Raw genomic sequence first — 18,365 nt, 5'->3', positions numbered from 1 at the left:
CTTATTCAGAGAATAAAAAGATCGTTTAAAATGGCTGGAATAAAAAATGGCTGGAAATAGTATTGGACAATTATTCAGGGTGACCACGTTTGGCGAGTCCCATGGTATCGCCCTGGGCTGTATCGTGGATGGTTGTCCTCCGGGTATTCCATTAACCGAGGCCGATCTTCAGGGTGACCTGGATCGTCGTAAGCCAGGCACTTCGAAGTTCACAACTCAACGTCGGGAACCGGATCAGGTAAAGATTCTCTCTGGTGTCTTTGAAGGTGTCACCACTGGAGCCCCCATTGGGTTGTTGATTGAAAATCAGGATCAACGTTCAAAAGATTATTCCGCCATTAAGGATCTTTTTCGCCCCGGCCATGCTGACTACACCTACACCCATAAATATGGTGTTCGTGATTATCGGGGCGGTGGTCGCTCATCGGCTCGTGAAACCGCGATGCGGGTAGCGGCGGGTGCCATTGCCAAAAAGTTTCTCCGCACTCAGGGCATTGAAATTCTGGGTTGGTTGTCGCAAATTGGCCCGGTAAAGATCGAGCAGTTTGATGCTGCTGAGATCAGAAATAATCCGTTTTTCTCTCCGGATGCTGCCAAAGTGAAGGAGATGGAAGAGCTGATTACTAATCTGCGCACTGAGGGGAACTCCTGCGGTGCCCGGATTTCGGTAAAAGCCACCGGTGTGCCGCCGGGCTTGGGTGAGCCTGTCTTTGATCGTCTGGATGCGGATTTAGCCCACAGTCTGATGAGCATTAATGCGGTGAAAGGCGTTGAGATTGGTGACGGTTTTGACTGCGTTGCCCAGACGGGCACCGAGCATCGGGATGAACTGACGCCAGAAGGTTTTCTCTCCAACCACAGCGGTGGAACGCTGGGCGGGATTAGCTCAGGTCAAGACCTGGTTGCTCATCTTGCCTTCAAACCCACTTCCAGTATCACCACACCGGGCCGCTCCATTAATATGCAAGGAGAAGCGATGGAAGTGGTGACAAAAGGGCGTCATGATCCCTGTGTTGGTATTCGTGGTGTGCCCATTGCGGAAGCTATGATGGCGATCACTTTGATGGATCACTTCATGCGACACCGCGCGCAGAATGCCGATGTCGTCAGTCCGGCGCCTGTTATTTAAGCCAACTTAATAATAAAAAGGCTTCTTTCGAAGCCTTTTTTATGTCTGCTTAAGTACCCGGCCATATGGAATCGAATATTTCTGGCTTGTTGATCAGGTTCTCTGCAAGGCGCAACGGCGGGAGCATAGCGAGCTATGTGACCAGAGTTGCAACGCAGTCAGAGGGTCTGATCAATGAGTCAGAAAATATGATTTCATATGGTTGGGTACTTATTGTGCAAAAGCATCAATATTTTCAGCATCCCAAGCGTAATTGATCCAGTAATCTTCAATCTCTTCGCCAGCAAAAAAGTGTTTCATACCTTCGGGCAGCTTACCTTTTTTGGCTTTCTTTTTGTTATGTACGACAAAGGCTGAAAACTCAGCATCCGGATGGGTTTCCATCAAATGTTGCAGCGTGTATTCCAGTGTTGTCCGTTCGTCGTCCACTTCATCCACCACCAAGATCTTCTTGCCCGCCAGGTTAATATCTGTTTCCAACCATTGAAGTTTGATGGGTGTGCTTGCGGGGGCTGTGCCAATCTCATCGCTGTATCTGGACAGCGCTACGGTCAGGATAGGGCGATTGATAAATGTACGCATGATGCGGGCAGGAATTAAACCGCCGCCACCAATAGCGAGCAAGTAATCAGGGGCGTAATCCTGCTCTCTAATCACCTTGGCTGCCTTGCAGATGGTGTTGTGAATATCGTTATAGGTAAAATTATATTGCTGCATGGTTTCATCAGGCCAGCCAAAATTAGTCTGCAAATTCTATGGAAGGGGTTATCATTGTGCAATAGTGCTGCAAAACCTTTCTTGTTAACAAACTCTTACCCTTTTTGAAGTATCAAGGCGTTTCCCGTGCCACATCGTGCTCATCTGACATCGTTGAAGTTATGTCATGCCTTTATTCAGTCGTGTATTACTGATAAATATTCCCAAAGTCGCTTTGCCAAAGACCTTCTTGCAGGTTTAACGGTCGGTATCATTGCCATACCGCTATCCATGGCATTGGCCATTGCCAGTGGTGTTGCGCCGCAATATGGATTGTATACGGCAATTATCAGCGGTTTTATTATTGCGTTGCTGGGAGGTTCCCGTTACAGCATCTCCGGGCCTACCGCTGCTTTTGTCGTGCTGTTGTTTCCCATTGCGGAACAGCATGGGCTGGCAGGCCTTCTGCTGGCTACCGTCATGTCCGGCGTTATTCTGGTACTGATGGCATTAATGCGACTTGGTCGTTTAATTCAATACATTCCGGAATCCATTACTCTCGGCTTTACCGCGGGTATTGGTGTGGTGATTGCAACGTTACAACTGCCGGATTATTTCGGTTTATCGCTGGGTTCGTTGCCAGAGCATTATTGGGAAAAAGTCGCGTTAATCGCTAATGGCTTACCTGATGCTCACTGGCCAAGTGTGCTGGTGGCTGGTGCGACATTGATCGTCATGTTGTTATGGCCAAGGTTCAAGCTGCCAGTACCGGCACACTTACCGGCGGTGATTCTGGGGAGCCTTGTGGCGATTGTGTTGGGAAGCCAGGGGTATGATGTGGCCACCATTGGCAGTCGTTTTCATTACCTGATGGCGGATGGCTCAACTGGTATGGGAATTCCACCGCTGCCGCCGGAGTTTCAGTGGCCGTGGTTGCAACCGGGGGCAGATGGTGAGCCGGTAACGATCAGCTGGTCATTAATTCAGGCGCTTCTGCCTTCAGCCTTTGCGATAGCGATGTTAGGTGCCATTGAATCACTGCTCTGTGCAGTGGTGTTGGATGGTATGACAAGTACACGACACAGCACTAACAGTGAACTGCTGGGACAGGGCATTGGCAACATTGTCAGCCCTTTCTTTGGTGGTATTCCGGCAACGGCTGCCATTGCCCGTTCTGCGGCTAATGTGAAGTCTGGTGGGCAAAGCCCTATTGCGGGGATGATTCATGCGCTGGTGGTCTTGCTGGCTTTATTGGCATTAACAGGCATTTTGTCGTTTATCCCCATGTCTGCCATGGCTGCACTGCTGTTAGTAGTGGCCTGGAATATGAGTGAGGCGCCAAAGGCGGTCCATCTACTGAAAACGGCGCCGAAAAGCGATGTGACCGTTTTCCTGGTTTGTTTTTTTCTGACAGTCATCTTCGATATGGTCATCGCTATTTCTGTGGGTGTGGTGCTGGCTTCGTTACTGTTTATGAAAGAAGTCGCCGAGATGATCCATGTGAGAGATGTGACGAATGATCCACGATTTGTAGCTGAGGAACTGGGGCAGGAGACGGTTGTTTTGAGAATCGAGGGGCCTGTTTTCTTTGCGGCTGCAGATCATGTGTTTGGTGAGGTGAAACGCCTCGGTGACAATAAACGACAGATTATTCTGCAAATGGAGAATGTGTATATTCTCGATGCAGGTGGCCTTTCTGGGCTGCTGCGTTTTATTGAACATTGTCGTCAGAATCAGTGTTATTTGATGATTTGTGACTTGCAATTTCAGCCGTTAAAAGCACTGGCAAGGGCAGGTGTAGACCCTGAAGACGGGGTTGTTAAGTTTTACCCAACACTGATAGAAACATTGGTTGAGTTAAGAACCGTCGATTAAATTCCAAGATAAAGAAAAGGCACCTATGGGTGCCTTTTAGTTTTGATCAGGCTTTTGCCGATGAGTACATGGCTTCAATTTCTTTCTTGAAACGTTCCATGATGATTTTACGGCGAAGTTTCAGAGTGGGGGTGATTTCCCCCATCTCAATAGAGAACTCTTTTGGTAGCAGGGTGAACTTTTTTACTTGCTCGAACTTGGCCAGACTATTCTGTACTTGGCTCAGTCGCTCTTCAATTAATGCCTGGATGCTGCTGTGTTGAATCAGTTCCTTATGATTTTGGTACTTCAGGTTAAGCGCCTTGGCGTGCTCTTCCAGAGCTTCAAAAGCGGGAACAATCAGGGCGGTCACATAGTTTCGGGCATCGGCGACAATGGCAATCTGTTCAATAAAGCGATCTTTACTGAGGGTGCCCTCAATATATTGAGGCGCAATGTATTTGCCGTTAGACGTCTTCATCAGTTCCTTAATGCGTTCCGTCATGCGCAGGGCGCCATTTTCATCAATCAGACCGGCATCACCCGTGCGGAGCCAACCGTCAGCAGTAAAGGTTTCAGCCGTGTCTTCAGGCTTTTTGTAGTAGCCTTTCATCACGGTTCCACCTTTCACCTGAATTTCGCCTTCTTCACCGATGCGCACCTGAGTGCCGGGCAGTGGCGTGCCACAAGAGCCAAATTCAAATTCGGTATCGCGGAAGCAAGTGACGGTGGCAACGGTTTCGGTCATACCGTAGCCGACTTTGACATCCACACCAATGGCATGGAAAAAACGGTTAATATCATCATCAAGCCTTGCGCCGCCACAGGGCATAAAGCGAATCTTGCCACCAAGACCGTCGCGGATTTTGCTGAACACCATTTTATCCGCAATGGCATTTAGCTTTTGCAGATATGCCGGTGGTGTCTCTCCACGGCGTTTGTAATCCATGTGAGAAAGGCCTGCCTTCAGGGCAGAGTTGAAAATCAGACGACGGATAAACGGTGCAGACGACACTTTACTGTTAACCATGGTGTAGATTTTTTCAAACAGTCGCGGCACAGAGCAAAGCACCGTTGGTTTAACGGTTTTCAAAGCTTCACTGACCTGCTGCGGGTCTTTCAGGTATACGTTGGTAGCACCGCGAATCAGGACGTAATAGGTCCAGCCACGTTCAAAAATATGGCTCAGTGGCAGGAAGCACAGTGATGTGTCCAAGCTGTCCAGATGAATGATTTGGTCATGACCCTGAAAACTGGCAGCAAGGTTGGAATAATCCAGCATGACGCCTTTGGGCTCACCGGTGGTGCCAGAGGTGTAGATCAGCGTAAACAGATCATCCATGGAGCGGCTGTCGATTCGCTCTTGTAAGTTTGCCGTCGTCTCAGTCTGTTTTAACTGTTTTAAAAACTCATCGAAATGGATAGCATGAGGGCAGTCTGAAATATCCACAGATGCATCAAAAACGACAATTGTCTTTAACTTTGGCAGGGTGTTTAACAGCTCAACGGCTCCGAGGTATTGAGCTTTTTCGCCCACAAAGATCAGCGAAGCTTCTGTTTCGTCGAGAATGTATCGAATCTGCTCAATGGTGCTAGTGGGGTAGAGAGGTACCGTAACCAATCTCGCCTGAAGACAGGCCAGATCCGCCACCGTCCACTGGGGCATATTTTGTGACCAGATACCGACTTTTTCTTGAACGCCCAGATTTTGCTGAAGCAGTGCATGGGATGTTTTGCAGACTTTATCCGACAGTTGTTGCCAGCTTAGTTGCTTCCAATCCTCAGAACAGTCACTGGCGAAGCGCATGGCCACTTGTTCTGGGTGGCGTTGGACGCGTTCCTGGATCAGGCTGATCAGATGCATGTTCAGAGGGGAGTTCATCGGCACAGACAGTATTCTCGACAACTGGATGGTGAATCAGTCAAAGGTTTTGAGGGTGTGATAGTACAGGATGGGCGGAAAGACACAAATTGATCGAAGTCATTTTCTAAAGAATTCAGCAGATTAAAGTGTAACCATTGGTAATTATCTTATCAAAAGTGTAATTGTGTACATTTTAATGGCCTTAGAGGCATAGGGTATTCTACCCCATGCCTCTTTATTGTTTTATTCCGGATAGAGCTTTCCGAGAGATTTCCCGCCTTTTTCTGGGGGCTTTTCATCGCGGATTCTACGACATTCGATGATTATTTCCGTTAAGAGGTTTTGAATATCCACCGTTTTCTGATGAGTGCTGTAGCGACTTTCTGACAATGCATTGCAGATAGTCTCCAGTTTAGGGGAGCCGAGTAACTTTAGACTGTCTGCCAGAGAATGGAGTTGACCTTTGTTCAGATATAAACGGCTCCAGCTTTTTAGTTCATTCAATGCCTGTGAGGCATCCTCTTTTTGACAGGCGGCTGCCAATCGTTCGAAAGCGGCCAGTTCCTCACTGTTTATTTTTTTGTTGTGTGTGGTTTTCTGCTCGTAGATCTCGGTCTTCGATGTAGGTTGTTTGAACCTCCACAGGCCTAAAGTGAACAACCAAAGTAGAGCGAATACACCAGAAAGAATCTGCCAAAGTAACAAAGAACTGTCGCTTGAATCAGCCGATACGGGCGTTGGCTTTGGGCATTCATTGATTGATGGTGTTTGAACAGCAGTAGCCGATGGCTGGTTGATAACCGGGGCGATGGGTTGCTTGGATGGAGCAACGGTAATGGTTGTTTCTGGCAGACTGGTGGTTTTGATTTCGCCACTGGTCGTATCAAACCAAGTGTACTCAATCACAGGCAGAGTAATGGTGCCCGAACGGGTTGGAATCATGGCAATTGAATCGGTTCGTTGGCCACGAATACCGTTGGCTGTTTCGCGATCTTCTGTGCTGGATTTATCGGGGTAACTGTTCACCCCTTCCGGCTGTGGCATCAGTATGGGAGGTAACTGGGCTGCACTGAGGCCATCCGCATTGACGGTGATGGTGCGGGTAATAGCATCGCCGACCTTGAGGGTATCCAGAGGCTGGCTCCACTGTTCCTGAAGGGTTAGATTGCGAGCCGGTAGCCAGGCGTCAGATGCCGGGTAGTTATCCGGGCTGGGTTTTACATTGATTTTCAGTTCTGCAGACCGGGCAGTGACCGGTCTTCCGCTGCGGGAAAAGAAGCTGCCAAATGGATCCTGTGTTTCGGCTGCGGTTCCGGTGAATGTTAATGGTGGAATAATTAACTCACCGGCCGATTGCGGGTGAATGGTGTATTTCAATTCAATACCGCGATAACGAATGCCGCTGATAATGTCGTCGAACTCTCGGGCTTCCCCGAGTTGCTGAACCAATGCGTTATCCAGATCAAGACTGGATAAACGTTTGTCGTCGTAGAGCTGAATGCGGTAAAAAATCTGTACGGTCAGCAACAACTCTTGTTGTACGTAGATGTTTTCATTACTGACCTCAGCCTTCATGAATAACGGGCTGTCATTTATGGAAGGGTCTTGAGTGTTCTGCTTGGTCACCGTGATGGAAATGGGTTGGGATTTCTCCTTGCCCAAAGAGACCGGTGGAATTACTACCGTTCCTTCCTGCTTGGGAATCAGGGTAATGATCCACTTGCGGGAATAAGACATTTTGCCATTGGTGTAGCTGGTCTGGCTGTGTTGTCGGGTACCGAGGACGTCGAAGTTAAATTCCAGTGTCGAGAGGTCGGGTGCCTCGTCGGTGCTTTCATCGGTTTGCAGGGTTAGCTCCAGTGATTCATGGGGCGCAATGGTGGTGCGGTTAACACTGGCGGTAAAATCGGCACTGGCGCCTACTGATATCAATAATGAGAGCAGCAGCGATAGCGCGACAAAAGTAATCGATAGTGTTCTGGAAGAGTGGCCTACCATGATCCTTCCTCCCTCGTTCTTTGTTTTTGCATATGTTGTTGCATAAATTTTCTTCGTAATAGACCGCCCGGGTCGTCGGGTATGGTTCTTAGCCAGCTTTCGATGGCTTGCTGTTCCGGTGTCATGGGCTTTTCTTCAACAGCGTCCATTGACGATTGCTCAGAGGGTTGATCGGCAGTGGCTTCAGGCTTTTCATTTGCAGGCTGATTCTGCGCTTGCTGCTGTTCACCTTGCTGAGTTTCCTGTTCTTTTTCCGAGGCGTTATCTGCCTGCTGACTTTCCTCGTTGCGCTGCTGGTTTTCAGAGGCGTCTCCATCACTAGTCGGTGATTGCGGTTGTTCTTCTGAATTGTTTTCGGACGACTGCTGTCCACTGTTCGGTTGTTGTTGGTTTTGATTATCCTGACTACTTTGTTGCTCACCCTGGGACTGCGGATTTTGAGACTCTTGCTCTTGGGATTGCTCTTTAGACGGATTGTTGTCTGACTGCTGCTGTTGTTGCTCCTGTTGTTGCTTCAGCATTTGCTCAACCAGATCGCGGTTGAACTGGGCATCTTCCATGTCAGGCTGCTGTAACAGAGCATTGTCGTATGCTTTCAGAGCGTCTTCCAGCTTGCCTGCTTTTGCCAGAGCGTTGGCCTGATTGTAGGCGTTGTTGGCGTGGTCGGTTTGAGGATTGGCATTCAAGACTTCTGCGGATTGATCGTATTGTTCTGCCTGAAACAGCGCTTCTGCTTTCCACGCTGGGTCATCAAACTGTGCAGCGGCTTGAGCGGCATCACCGGCCTGCAGCGCTTCCTGTGCTTGCTGATCTTGGGTTTTCCAAAGGTCCTGCCATTCCAGGGCCATGGAGTCCTGACTGAAGGGCAGTAGTGTGACTGTCAGAACCATTAGCCAGCCTCGACGAAAACCGAACAATGCCAAGGGCAGTAATAACCAGACAAGCCAGTATCCTGCGTCATACCATTGATCAAATTCGCGGTCGGAGATGGTCTCGCTATTTGCGAGCAACGGATTATCAATGGCGCTGAGCAGAGCGGATAAATCAGCGTTATCCACCGTCATTGTTCGATACTGTCCACCATTTGCGGTGGCCAGTGCCTGCAATGCTTCGGTTTCCAGTTGAGGTACGACGATGGTTCTCTGTCGGTCCTTCAAATATCCGCCATCCGGTAAGGGGATTGGCGCTCCCTGTTCTGTTCCGACGCCAAGTATCGAGAGGCGGATGCCTTTACCTTTTAATAACCCATTAATGCCATCCGCCTGGCGTTGGGTGATGGATCCGGTAACCAGCAGAATCGTGCCTTTATCATTGCTGCCCTGGGCCAGCAAATCCATGGCGGATTGTATTGCCTGAACGGGGTTGTTGCCCTGGGCTGGCATAATGTCGGGGCTCATTGCCCTGGTGAGATTATTTAAAGTACGACTGTCGTCGGTCAGTGGCGCAACGGTATGAGCTGAGCCAGCGTAGGCGACAATGGCAGAAAGACCATCTTTGCGCTCGTTAAACAGATCCTGAAGTTTGAAACGGGTACGGGTCAGCCGGTTAGGTTGCAGGTCGGCGGTGTACATGATGTAGGAGAGATCGACGGCAACCACCAGTGGGTTCTGGTTCTGGCTGACAGGTACCGGTTGTTTCTCCCAGGTTGGGCCAGCCATTGCAAGACAGGTGATCACCCAGCCGGCCAATAATAATGACAGTGGCCAGCGAGTGGTTTTGGTGCTGCCTCCTTTTAGCAGCCAGGGCAGGAGTTCTGGAGCAATAACACGACTCCAGTTGCCTTTTGTGCGCTGTTGCTTCCAGAAAAACCACAAAAGGCCAAGGCAGGGCAGGAGCGCCAGCAACCACAGCGGTCTTAAAAAATGGAATTGGCTGATGGCTTCGATCATGTATCAGCCCTCTCTTGTTGCCACCATTTGGTTGGGGCGGCTTTTAAGAATGCGGCAATAAGGCTTAGCAATAGCGCGACACCCAGTGGCCAGTAAAACAAACCTTTGGAGGGGCGAAATGTCTGCGTTTCCTGAGGCGTAGGCTCCAGTTGATCCAGTAACGCATAGATCTGATTTAATTCTTCCGTATTTCGTGCCCGGAAGTAACGACCGCCGGTCATCTCCGCCATTTCTCTCAGGGTTTTCTCATCAAGGTCTGCGGATGGATTGACACGACGATTGCCGAACAGGCTGCGAACGATCATTTCATCAGCACCTAAACCAATGGTGTAAATTTTAATGCCTTCATCTCTGGCGATTTGGGCCGCCTGCTGTGGGGATATTTCTCCGGCCGTGTTGGCGCCATCGGTGAGCAGAATTAATACCCGGCTGTCGGCCGGACGTTTTCGCAGATGCTTGACCGCAAGACCCAAAGCATCACCAATGGCGGTGTAGTTACCCGCCATGCCAATGGCGGATTCATCCATTAGGGTTTTCACCGTCTGGCGATCAAAGGTTAATGGTGTTTGCAGGTACGCCTGGGTGCCGAACAGTATCAGCCCAAGCCGGTCACCCCGGCGGCGAGGGATAAAGTCATTCATGACGGATTTGGTGGCGGCCAGTCGATTGGTGGTGCGACCATTCAAGACCATATCTTCTTGTTCCATACTGCCGGAGAGATCCACGGCCATCATCAAATCGCGGCCACTGCTCTGTAATTCCACCGGGTCGCCCACCCATACTGGACGACTGGCGGCAATTAATAACAGAGCCCAGATCAGGCTGGGCAGCAGCAGACGACGATGATTTTGTTCTTTTTCAACGTAATGCTCCCCGGCCATGGAAGAAAGCGCATGGTAAAAGGGAATATGCAGTGCAGCACTCTGCTCGGCTCCGGTACTGGCGGGTCGAGTGAATCGATAGACCAGCAAAGGAAGCGGCAGGGCGATCAGTATCCAGAGAAATTGAAACTCAAGCATGGTGTTTCTTGATCCATCGCCGGGTTAGTTCATAAGTGTTATCGGTATTCAACATCGCGTTGGGGTTAAAACGATCATTGCTGAAGGCATTGCTGTTGGCAAAATCCGGTGTTTTGCCCGTTTCTGCCAGAAATTGTCGCCATTGCTCACCGTGCAACCCGGCCACCTGACGATCAGGGTAAGCGTGCAGTGCCACTCTTTTTAACAGTTCGTTGCAGTTCTGGGCAAAACGCTGCGGTGACTGGTGACCTTGGAAATTATCTTGCAGCTGTCGTGCTTCTGACAATGCCATGGAACGGTATCGGTTCTTTTTAATATATCGGTATACAACCATGGCTAGAAGTATCGTGATGCTCATAACCGCAGCAGCCAATAACCACCAACCAATCGCCGGTGGCCAAAAGCCAATGGGTTCTGGCAGATGATTGGGGCGCAGCTGATCAAGCAGGGACGTGGGAGCGTTTGGCGTCATTACGATGGCTCCCTTGCTGATACGGGTTTCGGCGTTAATGCGCGACTGCCCAGCATTTGCGTGGCGGTGGGTTCTGCGGCACTGGCTTGAATCAACGGGATGCGGTAGCGAGACAATAAGGAATGAAGCTGTTCCTGCTGCTGTTGATAGTTATGTTGAAATTGTCGTCTTAGTTCCGATCTGCCGGTGTTTACTGTCAGAGTATGCAGACCATCGGTAATGCGATATTGATCGGGCTTTGGCAGTTCCTGTTCCAGAGGGTCGCTGACGTTGATGGCCATCACTTCGTTGTTTCGTGCCAGCTGGGCTAAATGCTGCGCAGACTCTTCATTCATATGTTGAAAATCACTGATGAAAAAAATCTGCGTGCCCGGGTGGGTTACCCGTCGTACATGGCGGAGGGCGCGAGCCATGCCGTTGGCGGCATCGTGGCTGGCGACGGCAGCCAGGGACAGTTTGCGGTTCATGGTTTCGGTCTGGTTCAGCCAGTGCATCAGGGTTTTGCGCGAACGTTTTGGTCGGGTTTCCTGCAATTCTTGTTCATTGAAAATAACGCCGCCAATGCGATCGCCATGATTGAGCGTAGCCCAGGCAATCAGTGCGGCAATTTCGGCGGCGGTGACGGATTTGAAATTCAGTCGGCTACCAAAAAAAAGAGAGTGGCGTTGATCCAGAAGAATCATCACCGGGCGCTCCCGTTCTTCCTGAAAGATTTTGGTGTGGGGTTTCATACGACGGGCGGTTACGCGCCAATCGATGGAACGGATATCGTCGCCAAATTGATAGGCACGAACTTCTTCAAAATCCACGCCACGGCCTTTAAACGGTGAACGGACACCCCCAAACATCTGGTGCAAACTGCGCCCTGATTTGAACAAAGTCAGGTCTTTGGCCTGCAAGCGCAGGTTTACCAAACTCTGTAACGTGCAATACGCTCCACTCATGGTTTTTTCTTCACCTTCTAAGGGAGTTAAGCGACAGGAACCAGGTTGAGAAGCTGGCTGATGATATGGTCAGCGTCTTTTCCTTCCGCTTCTGCTTCAAAGGTCAACAGCAGGCGATGGCGAAGCACATCATGGGCAACGGCCTGCACATCATCAGGGCTGACAAAATCTCGGCCTTCCAGCCAGGCGTGGGCGCGGGCGCAACGATCCAGAGCAATGGTGCCCCGCGGGCTGGCGCCATATTCCAGCCAACCGGCGAGCTGATCACTGTAAAGTGTCGGGTTTCGGCTGGCATGAATCAGCTGAACAATGTACTCCTCGACAGAGTCTTCCATATGCACCGTCAGCGCTTCCTGACGAGCCTGCAGAATATTTTCCTGGGTTAAGGAGGATTCGGGCTGCTCTACCGGATTGTTCATGGCTTCGCCCCGGGCCAGTTTCAGAATGGCGCGTTCTGCTTCTACATCCGGATAGCCAACCCGCACATGCATGATAAAGCGATCCAGTTGGGCTTCTGGTAATTGATAGGTGCCTTCCTGTTCGATGGGGTTTTGGGTTGCCATCACCATAAATACGTCTGGCAGCGGGTAGGTTTTCTGGCCGACACTTACCTGACGTTCCGCCATGGCTTCCAGTAAAGAGGATTGCACCTTGGCCGGCGCGCGGTTGATTTCGTCCGCCAGAATCAGGTTGTGAAACACCGGGCCGGGCTGAAAGCGGAAACTACCGTCTTCGGGAAGATAAATATCGGTACCGGTGACGTCTGCCGGGAGCAGGTCTGGCGTGAACTGAATGCGATGGAAATCCGCCTCCAAACCATCGGACAGGGCTTTAACGGCGCGGGTTTTTGCCAGACCGGGCGCGCCCTCAACCAGTAGGTGACCATCGGCGAGCAGGGAAATTAACAGGCGATTGACCAAGTGCTCCTGACCGATGATGGTGCTGGATAGATAGTGTTTCAGCTGATTGAACTGTGTAAAACAGTGGCTTGTGGACATGCTTTCTCAACCCGGACGTTCAACAGTATTCGACGTCTGACGAGTATACGCCAGAAACGGTGACTGAAAATTCTACAAAGCCTTTTTTCACAATGAAACCCCTGATGAGCAAGGCTTGCGAAAGCTTTACGGAATTCTTTAAAAAAACGGCTTTGTTTTCTTTATATAGGTATGCACACGCCGATGCCTATTGAAACGATTTTATTATTTTATCGGTATTGGAGAGGCCAAGGATGGGGCAGTTAACAAATCTAGAGCGCGAGGAAACACTGGATAAGCTAATAGACGACATTTCCCCCCATCTGCCGGTGGAGGAAGTGGATAATTTTCGAGACTTTGCTTTCCGGTATTATGCTCTGGATACCCATCAGGACCTGACCTCTGGCAATTGGCAGGATACGCTCGGCTCAACCCGCTCATTCTGGGACTTCATTTCCTATCATGATCCGGCAGCGCCTCGGATCGAAGTAATCAACCCTGAGTACAACCATCATGGTTGGCATTCGACCCACACGGTGGTTCGCATTTTGCACCGGGATATGCCGTTTGTGGTGGACTCTGTGCGCATGAAACTGAATGAAGTTGGTACCACCATTCACCTGCTGCGCAATGGTGTGTTGTACTCACGCCGATCAGAAGATTGCATGATGGTGTTCTCCGATGAGCGGGAGGAAGGCGAGTTTGTCAGCCGGGAAGCGATGCTCTATCTGGAAATTGACCGCTGCGAAGATCAGGAGGAGCTGGACGATCTGGCAGCACAGCTGCAGGCGGTGTTGTCTGACGTCAGCCGTGTGGTGGACGACTTTCAGGACATGACCGACAGGGTTAAACAGCTGGCAGGGCAGGTGGGGAAAATGAAGTCGCTGCCGGGTGATCTGCTGAAGGAAGAAGACGAAGTTCAGGCATTTTTGGAATGGCTGCTGGACGACAATTTTACGTTTTTAGGTTATGAAGAATTTGTCGTTGTTGATAAAGATGAACAACGAAAGCTAATCCGCCCACCGGAGCATCTTCGGGGTTTGTTAAGGCCTTCTGAGCAGGGTGGGTTCAGACAGTTATTACTTCAGCCGTTTATTGAGCATGATTTTTTTGAACAAACGGAAAGGCTGTCGTTTTCCAAAGCGGCCATTCGATCCAGTGTGCACCGGCCAGCGTATCCTGATTTTATTACTGTCAGACGGTTTGATGAGCAGGGTCGTATTGTGGGTGAATCTCGCATTGTCGGGCTTTATACTTCTCCGGTGTATCGCAAAACGCCTTATGAAATCCCCCATATTCGTAACAAGCTTAATGACATTCTTCAACGTTCAGGTTTGGATCCACAAAGTCATCACGGGAAAGATCTGGTGCAAATTCTGGATATCTACCCTCGGGATGAATTGTTTCAGACGACGCAGGGCGAATTGTTCGAAACCGCTTTATCCATTTTGCGCATTCAGGAACGCAAACAGATAAAGGTATTTATTCGTCAGGATCCTTATGGCCCATTTTGCTCCGCTCTGGTTTTTGTACCCAGAGACATCTACAGCACCAGCTTTCGCAAACGGATCGAGGGGATTCTGTGTGAACGCCTTGAAGCTGAGGACAGTGAGTTTACAACCTATTTCTCAGAATCCATCCTTGCCCGGGTCCACTTTGTCTTTAAGTTAAAAAGCCGCATTGATTACAGTCTGGATATTATCACCCGGGAAGTGATTATGGCGGCAGCTTCCTGGAATGATGACCTCAGAGATGCTTCTTTAGAAGCGTTTGGTGAAGTGCGCGGTAATCGTCTGCTGGGGCAATTTTCTAATGGTTTCAGTGCGGCCTATCAGGAAGCGTTTACGCCACAATCAGCGGTGACGGACTTGCGTCATTTTGAGCTGATGCACAGTGAAAATCCGATTTCCATGGAGTTTTATCGTTCTCTGAATGATCAACCGGATCAGCTGCATTTAAAGCTTTATCACTATGTGGAGCCTTTGCCGCTGGCGGATCAAATTCCCATTATTGAAAACCTTGGGTTAAGAGTGATTGGTGAATACCCTTACCTGATTCGGTCCAGCAGCGGCGCGAAAATTTATATTCATGATTTTCTGCTGAGTTTTGATAACCGGGTGTCGTTGGATCTTCAGAAGGTAGGCCCCGTTTTTCAGGAAGCCTTTGAGAAAATCTGGTTCAGAGAAGCGGAGAACGATCGCTTTAACCGACTGGTGTTGTCTGCCGGGTTAAACTGGCGACAGGTGTCCATGCTGCGCGCTTATGCCCGTTATCTTAAGCAAATCGGGGTGGGCTTCAGTCAATCTTATATTGCCGAAACGCTGTGCAATAACATCGATATTGCTCGATTGCTGGTGGCGTTGTTTGAAGTGCGATTTAATCCCAACCTTGCGTTGTCCATTGAACAGCGGCTGGCGCGGCAGCAGCAGATTCAGCAAAAAGTCCTGCAATCACTGGATCAAGTGTCCGTACTGAGTGAAGACAAGGTGGTTCGTTGTTATCAGCATGTGATCAAAGCTACCCAGAGAACCAATTTTTATCAGGTTGATTCATCCGGAGATCAGAAACCCTACATTTCTTTGAAAATGGCCGCCCGGGAGATTCCGGACATGCCAAAACCTGTCCCCTTGTATGAGATTTTTGTGTATTCCCCTTTGGTGGAAGGCGTACATCTACGGGGTGGAAAAGTTGCCCGAGGTGGACTTCGCTGGTCAGACCGGGTGGAAGATTTCAGAACCGAAATCCTTGGGTTGGTGAAAGCACAGCAGGTGAAAAACTCTGTGATTGTGCCTGTGGGTGCCAAAGGTGGGTTTGTGCCCAAGCGGTTGCCAGTGGATGGCACCAGAGAAGAAATTCTTGAAGAAGGCGTGCGTTGTTATAAAACCTTTATCCGTGGGCTATTGGATATCACCGATAATCTGGTGGATGGTGAGGTGGCGCAGCCCGAAAAAGTTGTCATTTATGACGACGATGACACGTATCTGGTGGTTGCAGCGGACAAAGGGACCGCCACCTTTTCAGACATCGCCAACGAAATCGCTGATGAATATCAATTCTGGCTGGGGGATGCATTTGCTTCCGGTGGCAGTGTGGGTTACGACCACAAGAAGATGGGCATCACGGCAAAAGGTGCCTGGGTGTCGGTACAACGACATTTCCGAGAGCAGGGTATCAATGTCCAGGAAGATGTTATCTCGGCCATTGGTATTGGTGATATGTCCGGTGATGTGTTTGGTAACGGCATGCTTTGCTCCCAGACCATTGCTATGGTTGGGGCGTTTAACCATTTGCATATTTTTGTTGACCCGAACCCCGATGTGTTTCGCAGCTATGAAGAACGTTGTCGTCTTTTTGCGCTGCCCCGATCGAGCTGGGCGGATTACAACCGGGATTTAATTTCCAGAGGCGGCGGCATCTTTTCTCGACAGGCCAAGTCCATCTCAATCTCTGAGGAAATGAAAAAACGATTTACTATCAGTGCCAACCAGCTACCACCCAATGAATTGATCCGCTGCATGCTCCGGGCACCGGTGGATTTATTATGGAACGGAGGGATTGGCACTTATATCAAATCCATGGATGAAACCCATGCTGACGTGGGCGACAAAGCCAACGATCCATTAAGAGTGAACGGTTGCGAGGTTCAGGCCAAGGTTATCGGAGAAGGGGGTAATCTGGGCGTCAGTCAGTTAGGGCGAATGGAATACGCTGCGTACGGAGGTCGACTGAACACCGACTTTATTGATAACTCCGCTGGGGTGGATTGTTCGGACCATGAGGTGAACATAAAAATCCTGCTTAATGACCGCGTGGTCAGCGGCGATATGACCATCAAACAGCGTAATGAGTTGTTGGAAAGTATGACGGAAGAAGTCTCTACTCTGGTGCTGACCAATAACTATCGTCAGACTCAGGCCATCTCGGTGGTGGAATCTGACATTGCCACGCGGATGGGTGAATACCGTCGTTTTATGGAGTATCTGGAAGAGCAGGGTCGTCTAGATCGCAGTATTGAGTTCTTGCCAGATAATGAAACCATCACGGAGCGCATGGGGAGTAACAAAGGGCTGACCCGGCCAGAGTTGTCGCTGCTGGTGTCTTACAGTAAGTCTGATTTGAAGGAGGCGCTGTTAAACTCTGACATTATTGATGATGAATACCTGGCGCGGGAGGCCTTTACTGCGTTCCCCAGAGTGTTGGTCAGAGAGTTTCCCGAAGCCATTAAGCATCACCGTTTGCGTCGGGAAATTGTGGCAACCCAGATTGCTAATCACTTGATTGATATGATGGGCGTGACGTTTATTCACCGTTTACAGATTACCACCGGGGCATCGGCGCCAGAGATTGCCCGCGCCTTCAGCGTCAGTCGTGACATGTTCGATATTGCCTATTTCTGGAATTCAATTGAGAAGCTGGATCTGGTTGTGTCCAGCGAGTTGCAATATAAAATGATTGCCTCAGTGATCAAATTGCTGCGCAGAACCACACGCTGGTTGATTCGTTTGAAGCGTCAGGATTTGATAGCGGCGGATTGTGTTGCTCATTATCGGCCTAAGCTCCAACATTTCCTCGGCTGTTTTATGGAGGCCATGGGCAATGAAGAACAGGAAGAACTGAAACGAGCCGTAGCTGACTTGGCTTCCCAGGGGGTTCCGGAGGATCTGGCACTGATGGTGACCGGTCAGCGTTATCTACTCAGTGCTTTGCCAGTGATCCGTGTTGCGGATGAAACCGGTGTGTCGCTGGATCTGGCGGTGAAAACCTTCTTTGCGATTGGTTCTCGCCTTGAGCTGGATTGGTATGGCAAGGCGCTTTCCCAGTTAAAGGTCACCAGTCACTGGCAATCGCTTGCCCGGGATAGTGCAAGAGACGAGCTGAATTGGCAGCAACGAAAACTGTCAGTGGGATTGATTCGCATGATCCGAGACGATATGTCGATTGAACAGACGATTGATCAATGGATTGCCGATCATCAAGTGCTGGTCACTCGCTGGCAGACAATGCTGGGGGATATTCGAAATACGTCACAAGCCGATCTTGCTATATTTTCGGTAGCGAATCGGGAATTGATGGATTTGGCCCAGGTGAGTTTGCATGGTTCAAATTTATAAGGGTGACGAAACGTTTGTTTCATTTTTTGCCCGTTTCAGGGACTCTGCAGCGTCCTCCGGCCATTTTTATGCGGTTCTTGGGGCAAACATGATGATTGCCATGCCTGTCAGTGACACGGATACGCCGACAATATCCCATATCGTTGGGCGAATGCCGTCAATGCACCATAACCAAATGATTGCCACGAGAATATAAACGCCACCATAAGCAGCATAGACTCTGCCCGCCGCCGTTGGGTGTAACGACAACAACCAGGAAAACAAAGCAAGACAGAATGCCGCCGGTACCAGGAGCCAAACTGACTTATCTTCTTTTAACCAGAGATAAGGTAAGTAACAGCCCATTATTTCTGAGATGGCTGTGATAAAGAATAATACGAGCGTTTTCACTTCTGGCAATTGAGCTTCCTCG

The 18,365-nt window shown here is 49.8% G+C and carries 12 protein-coding genes; 3 read left to right on the top strand and 9 right to left on the bottom strand.

Annotated features, from left to right (window positions below):
* The first annotated feature begins 46 nt into the window (after window positions 1–46).
* On the top strand, window positions 47–1,129 hold the full coding sequence (gene aroC, locus Q1B11_RS12835; RefSeq protein WP_299733259.1) for a chorismate synthase: 1,083 nt from the start codon (window positions 47–49) through the stop codon (window positions 1,127–1,129).
* Window positions 1,130–1,339: 210 nt separating this feature from the next.
* Here the strand turns inward: aroC and Q1B11_RS12830 are convergent, their stop codons facing one another.
* Window positions 1,340–1,846, bottom strand: a complete 507-nt coding sequence (locus Q1B11_RS12830; protein WP_067586904.1) for a phosphoribosyltransferase family protein — start codon at window positions 1,844–1,846, stop codon at window positions 1,340–1,342.
* Window positions 1,847–1,972: 126 nt separating this feature from the next.
* On the opposite strand from Q1B11_RS12830, the gene dauA reads away from it, so the two are divergent.
* Window positions 1,973–3,700, top strand: a complete 1,728-nt coding sequence (dauA, locus tag Q1B11_RS12825; protein WP_299733253.1) for a C4-dicarboxylic acid transporter DauA — start codon at window positions 1,973–1,975, stop codon at window positions 3,698–3,700.
* 46 nt (window positions 3,701–3,746) lie between these two features.
* On the opposite strand, the gene Q1B11_RS12820 is transcribed toward dauA, so the two are convergent.
* The 7 genes from Q1B11_RS12820 to Q1B11_RS12790 form a co-directional block, all read right to left on the bottom strand.
* The gene (locus Q1B11_RS12820) at window positions 3,747–5,561 is read right to left on the bottom strand and encodes a long-chain fatty acid--CoA ligase (protein ID WP_299733401.1); all 1,815 of its coding nucleotides are present in this window, start codon (window positions 5,559–5,561) and stop codon (window positions 3,747–3,749) included.
* Window positions 5,562–5,786: 225 nt separating this feature from the next.
* The gene (locus Q1B11_RS12815; protein ID WP_299733250.1) at window positions 5,787–7,541 is read right to left on the bottom strand and encodes a BatD family protein; all 1,755 of its coding nucleotides are present in this window, start codon (window positions 7,539–7,541) and stop codon (window positions 5,787–5,789) included.
* On the bottom strand, window positions 7,535–9,430 hold the full coding sequence (locus Q1B11_RS12810) for a VWA domain-containing protein (RefSeq protein ID WP_299733247.1): 1,896 nt from the start codon (window positions 9,428–9,430) through the stop codon (window positions 7,535–7,537). Before Q1B11_RS12810 ends, Q1B11_RS12815 begins: the two co-directional genes overlap by 7 nt.
* Window positions 9,427–10,449, bottom strand: a complete 1,023-nt coding sequence (locus Q1B11_RS12805) for a VWA domain-containing protein (RefSeq protein ID WP_299733244.1) — start codon at window positions 10,447–10,449, stop codon at window positions 9,427–9,429. The genes Q1B11_RS12810 and Q1B11_RS12805 overlap by 4 nt, the downstream gene beginning before the upstream one ends.
* Window positions 10,442–10,921: a DUF4381 domain-containing protein gene (locus Q1B11_RS12800; protein WP_299733241.1), complete on the bottom strand. Its 480-nt coding sequence runs from the start codon at window positions 10,919–10,921 to the stop codon at window positions 10,442–10,444. The genes Q1B11_RS12805 and Q1B11_RS12800 overlap by 8 nt, the downstream gene beginning before the upstream one ends.
* Window positions 10,921–11,865: a DUF58 domain-containing protein gene (locus tag Q1B11_RS12795; RefSeq protein ID WP_299733238.1), complete on the bottom strand. Its 945-nt coding sequence runs from the start codon at window positions 11,863–11,865 to the stop codon at window positions 10,921–10,923. The genes Q1B11_RS12800 and Q1B11_RS12795 overlap by 1 nt, the downstream gene beginning before the upstream one ends.
* A 26-nt stretch (window positions 11,866–11,891) precedes the next feature.
* Complete coding sequence (locus Q1B11_RS12790) at window positions 11,892–12,863, bottom strand: MoxR family ATPase (protein ID WP_299733235.1); 972 nt, start codon at window positions 12,861–12,863, stop codon at window positions 11,892–11,894.
* A 233-nt stretch (window positions 12,864–13,096) separates the two neighbouring features.
* On the opposite strand from Q1B11_RS12790, the gene Q1B11_RS12785 reads away from it, so the two are divergent.
* Window positions 13,097–17,953: an NAD-glutamate dehydrogenase gene (locus tag Q1B11_RS12785; protein WP_299733232.1), complete on the top strand. Its 4,857-nt coding sequence runs from the start codon at window positions 13,097–13,099 to the stop codon at window positions 17,951–17,953.
* 66 nt (window positions 17,954–18,019) lie between these two features.
* Here the strand turns inward: Q1B11_RS12785 and Q1B11_RS12780 are convergent, their stop codons facing one another.
* Window positions 18,020–18,352 carry a YnfA family protein gene (locus Q1B11_RS12780; protein WP_299733229.1) on the bottom strand — a complete coding sequence of 111 codons (333 nt, stop codon included), beginning with the start codon at window positions 18,350–18,352 and terminating at the stop codon, window positions 18,020–18,022.
* Window positions 18,353–18,365 lie beyond the last annotated feature (13 nt).

Origin of the sequence: uncultured Endozoicomonas sp., assembly GCF_947495845.1 — a bacterium.
Taxonomy (GTDB): domain Bacteria; phylum Pseudomonadota; class Gammaproteobacteria; order Pseudomonadales; family Endozoicomonadaceae; genus Endozoicomonas.
This window is presented reverse-complemented; position numbering and strand designations above follow the sequence as displayed.

What these genes read in the sequence shown, in the direction of transcription:
- Q1B11_RS12790 (WP_299733235.1), bottom strand. Translation starts at nt 12,863, where the DNA reads ATGTCCACAAGCCACTGTTTTACACAGTTCAATCAGCTGAAACACTAT.
- aroC (WP_299733259.1), top strand. Translation starts at nt 47, where the DNA reads ATGGCTGGAAATAGTATTGGACAATTATTCAGGGTGACCACGTTTGGC.
- Q1B11_RS12805 (WP_299733244.1), bottom strand. Translation starts at nt 10,449, where the DNA reads ATGCTTGAGTTTCAATTTCTCTGGATACTGATCGCCCTGCCGCTTCCT.
- Q1B11_RS12815 (WP_299733250.1), bottom strand. Translation starts at nt 7,541, where the DNA reads ATGGTAGGCCACTCTTCCAGAACACTATCGATTACTTTTGTCGCGCTA.
- Q1B11_RS12795 (WP_299733238.1), bottom strand. Translation starts at nt 11,865, where the DNA reads ATGAGTGGAGCGTATTGCACGTTACAGAGTTTGGTAAACCTGCGCTTG.
- Q1B11_RS12820 (WP_299733401.1), bottom strand. Translation starts at nt 5,561, where the DNA reads ATGAACTCCCCTCTGAACATGCATCTGATCAGCCTGATCCAGGAACGC.
- Q1B11_RS12785 (WP_299733232.1), top strand. Translation starts at nt 13,097, where the DNA reads ATGGGGCAGTTAACAAATCTAGAGCGCGAGGAAACACTGGATAAGCTA.
- Q1B11_RS12830 (WP_067586904.1), bottom strand. Translation starts at nt 1,846, where the DNA reads ATGCAGCAATATAATTTTACCTATAACGATATTCACAACACCATCTGC.
- Q1B11_RS12800 (WP_299733241.1), bottom strand. Translation starts at nt 10,921, where the DNA reads ATGACGCCAAACGCTCCCACGTCCCTGCTTGATCAGCTGCGCCCCAAT.
- Q1B11_RS12810 (WP_299733247.1), bottom strand. Translation starts at nt 9,430, where the DNA reads ATGATCGAAGCCATCAGCCAATTCCATTTTTTAAGACCGCTGTGGTTG.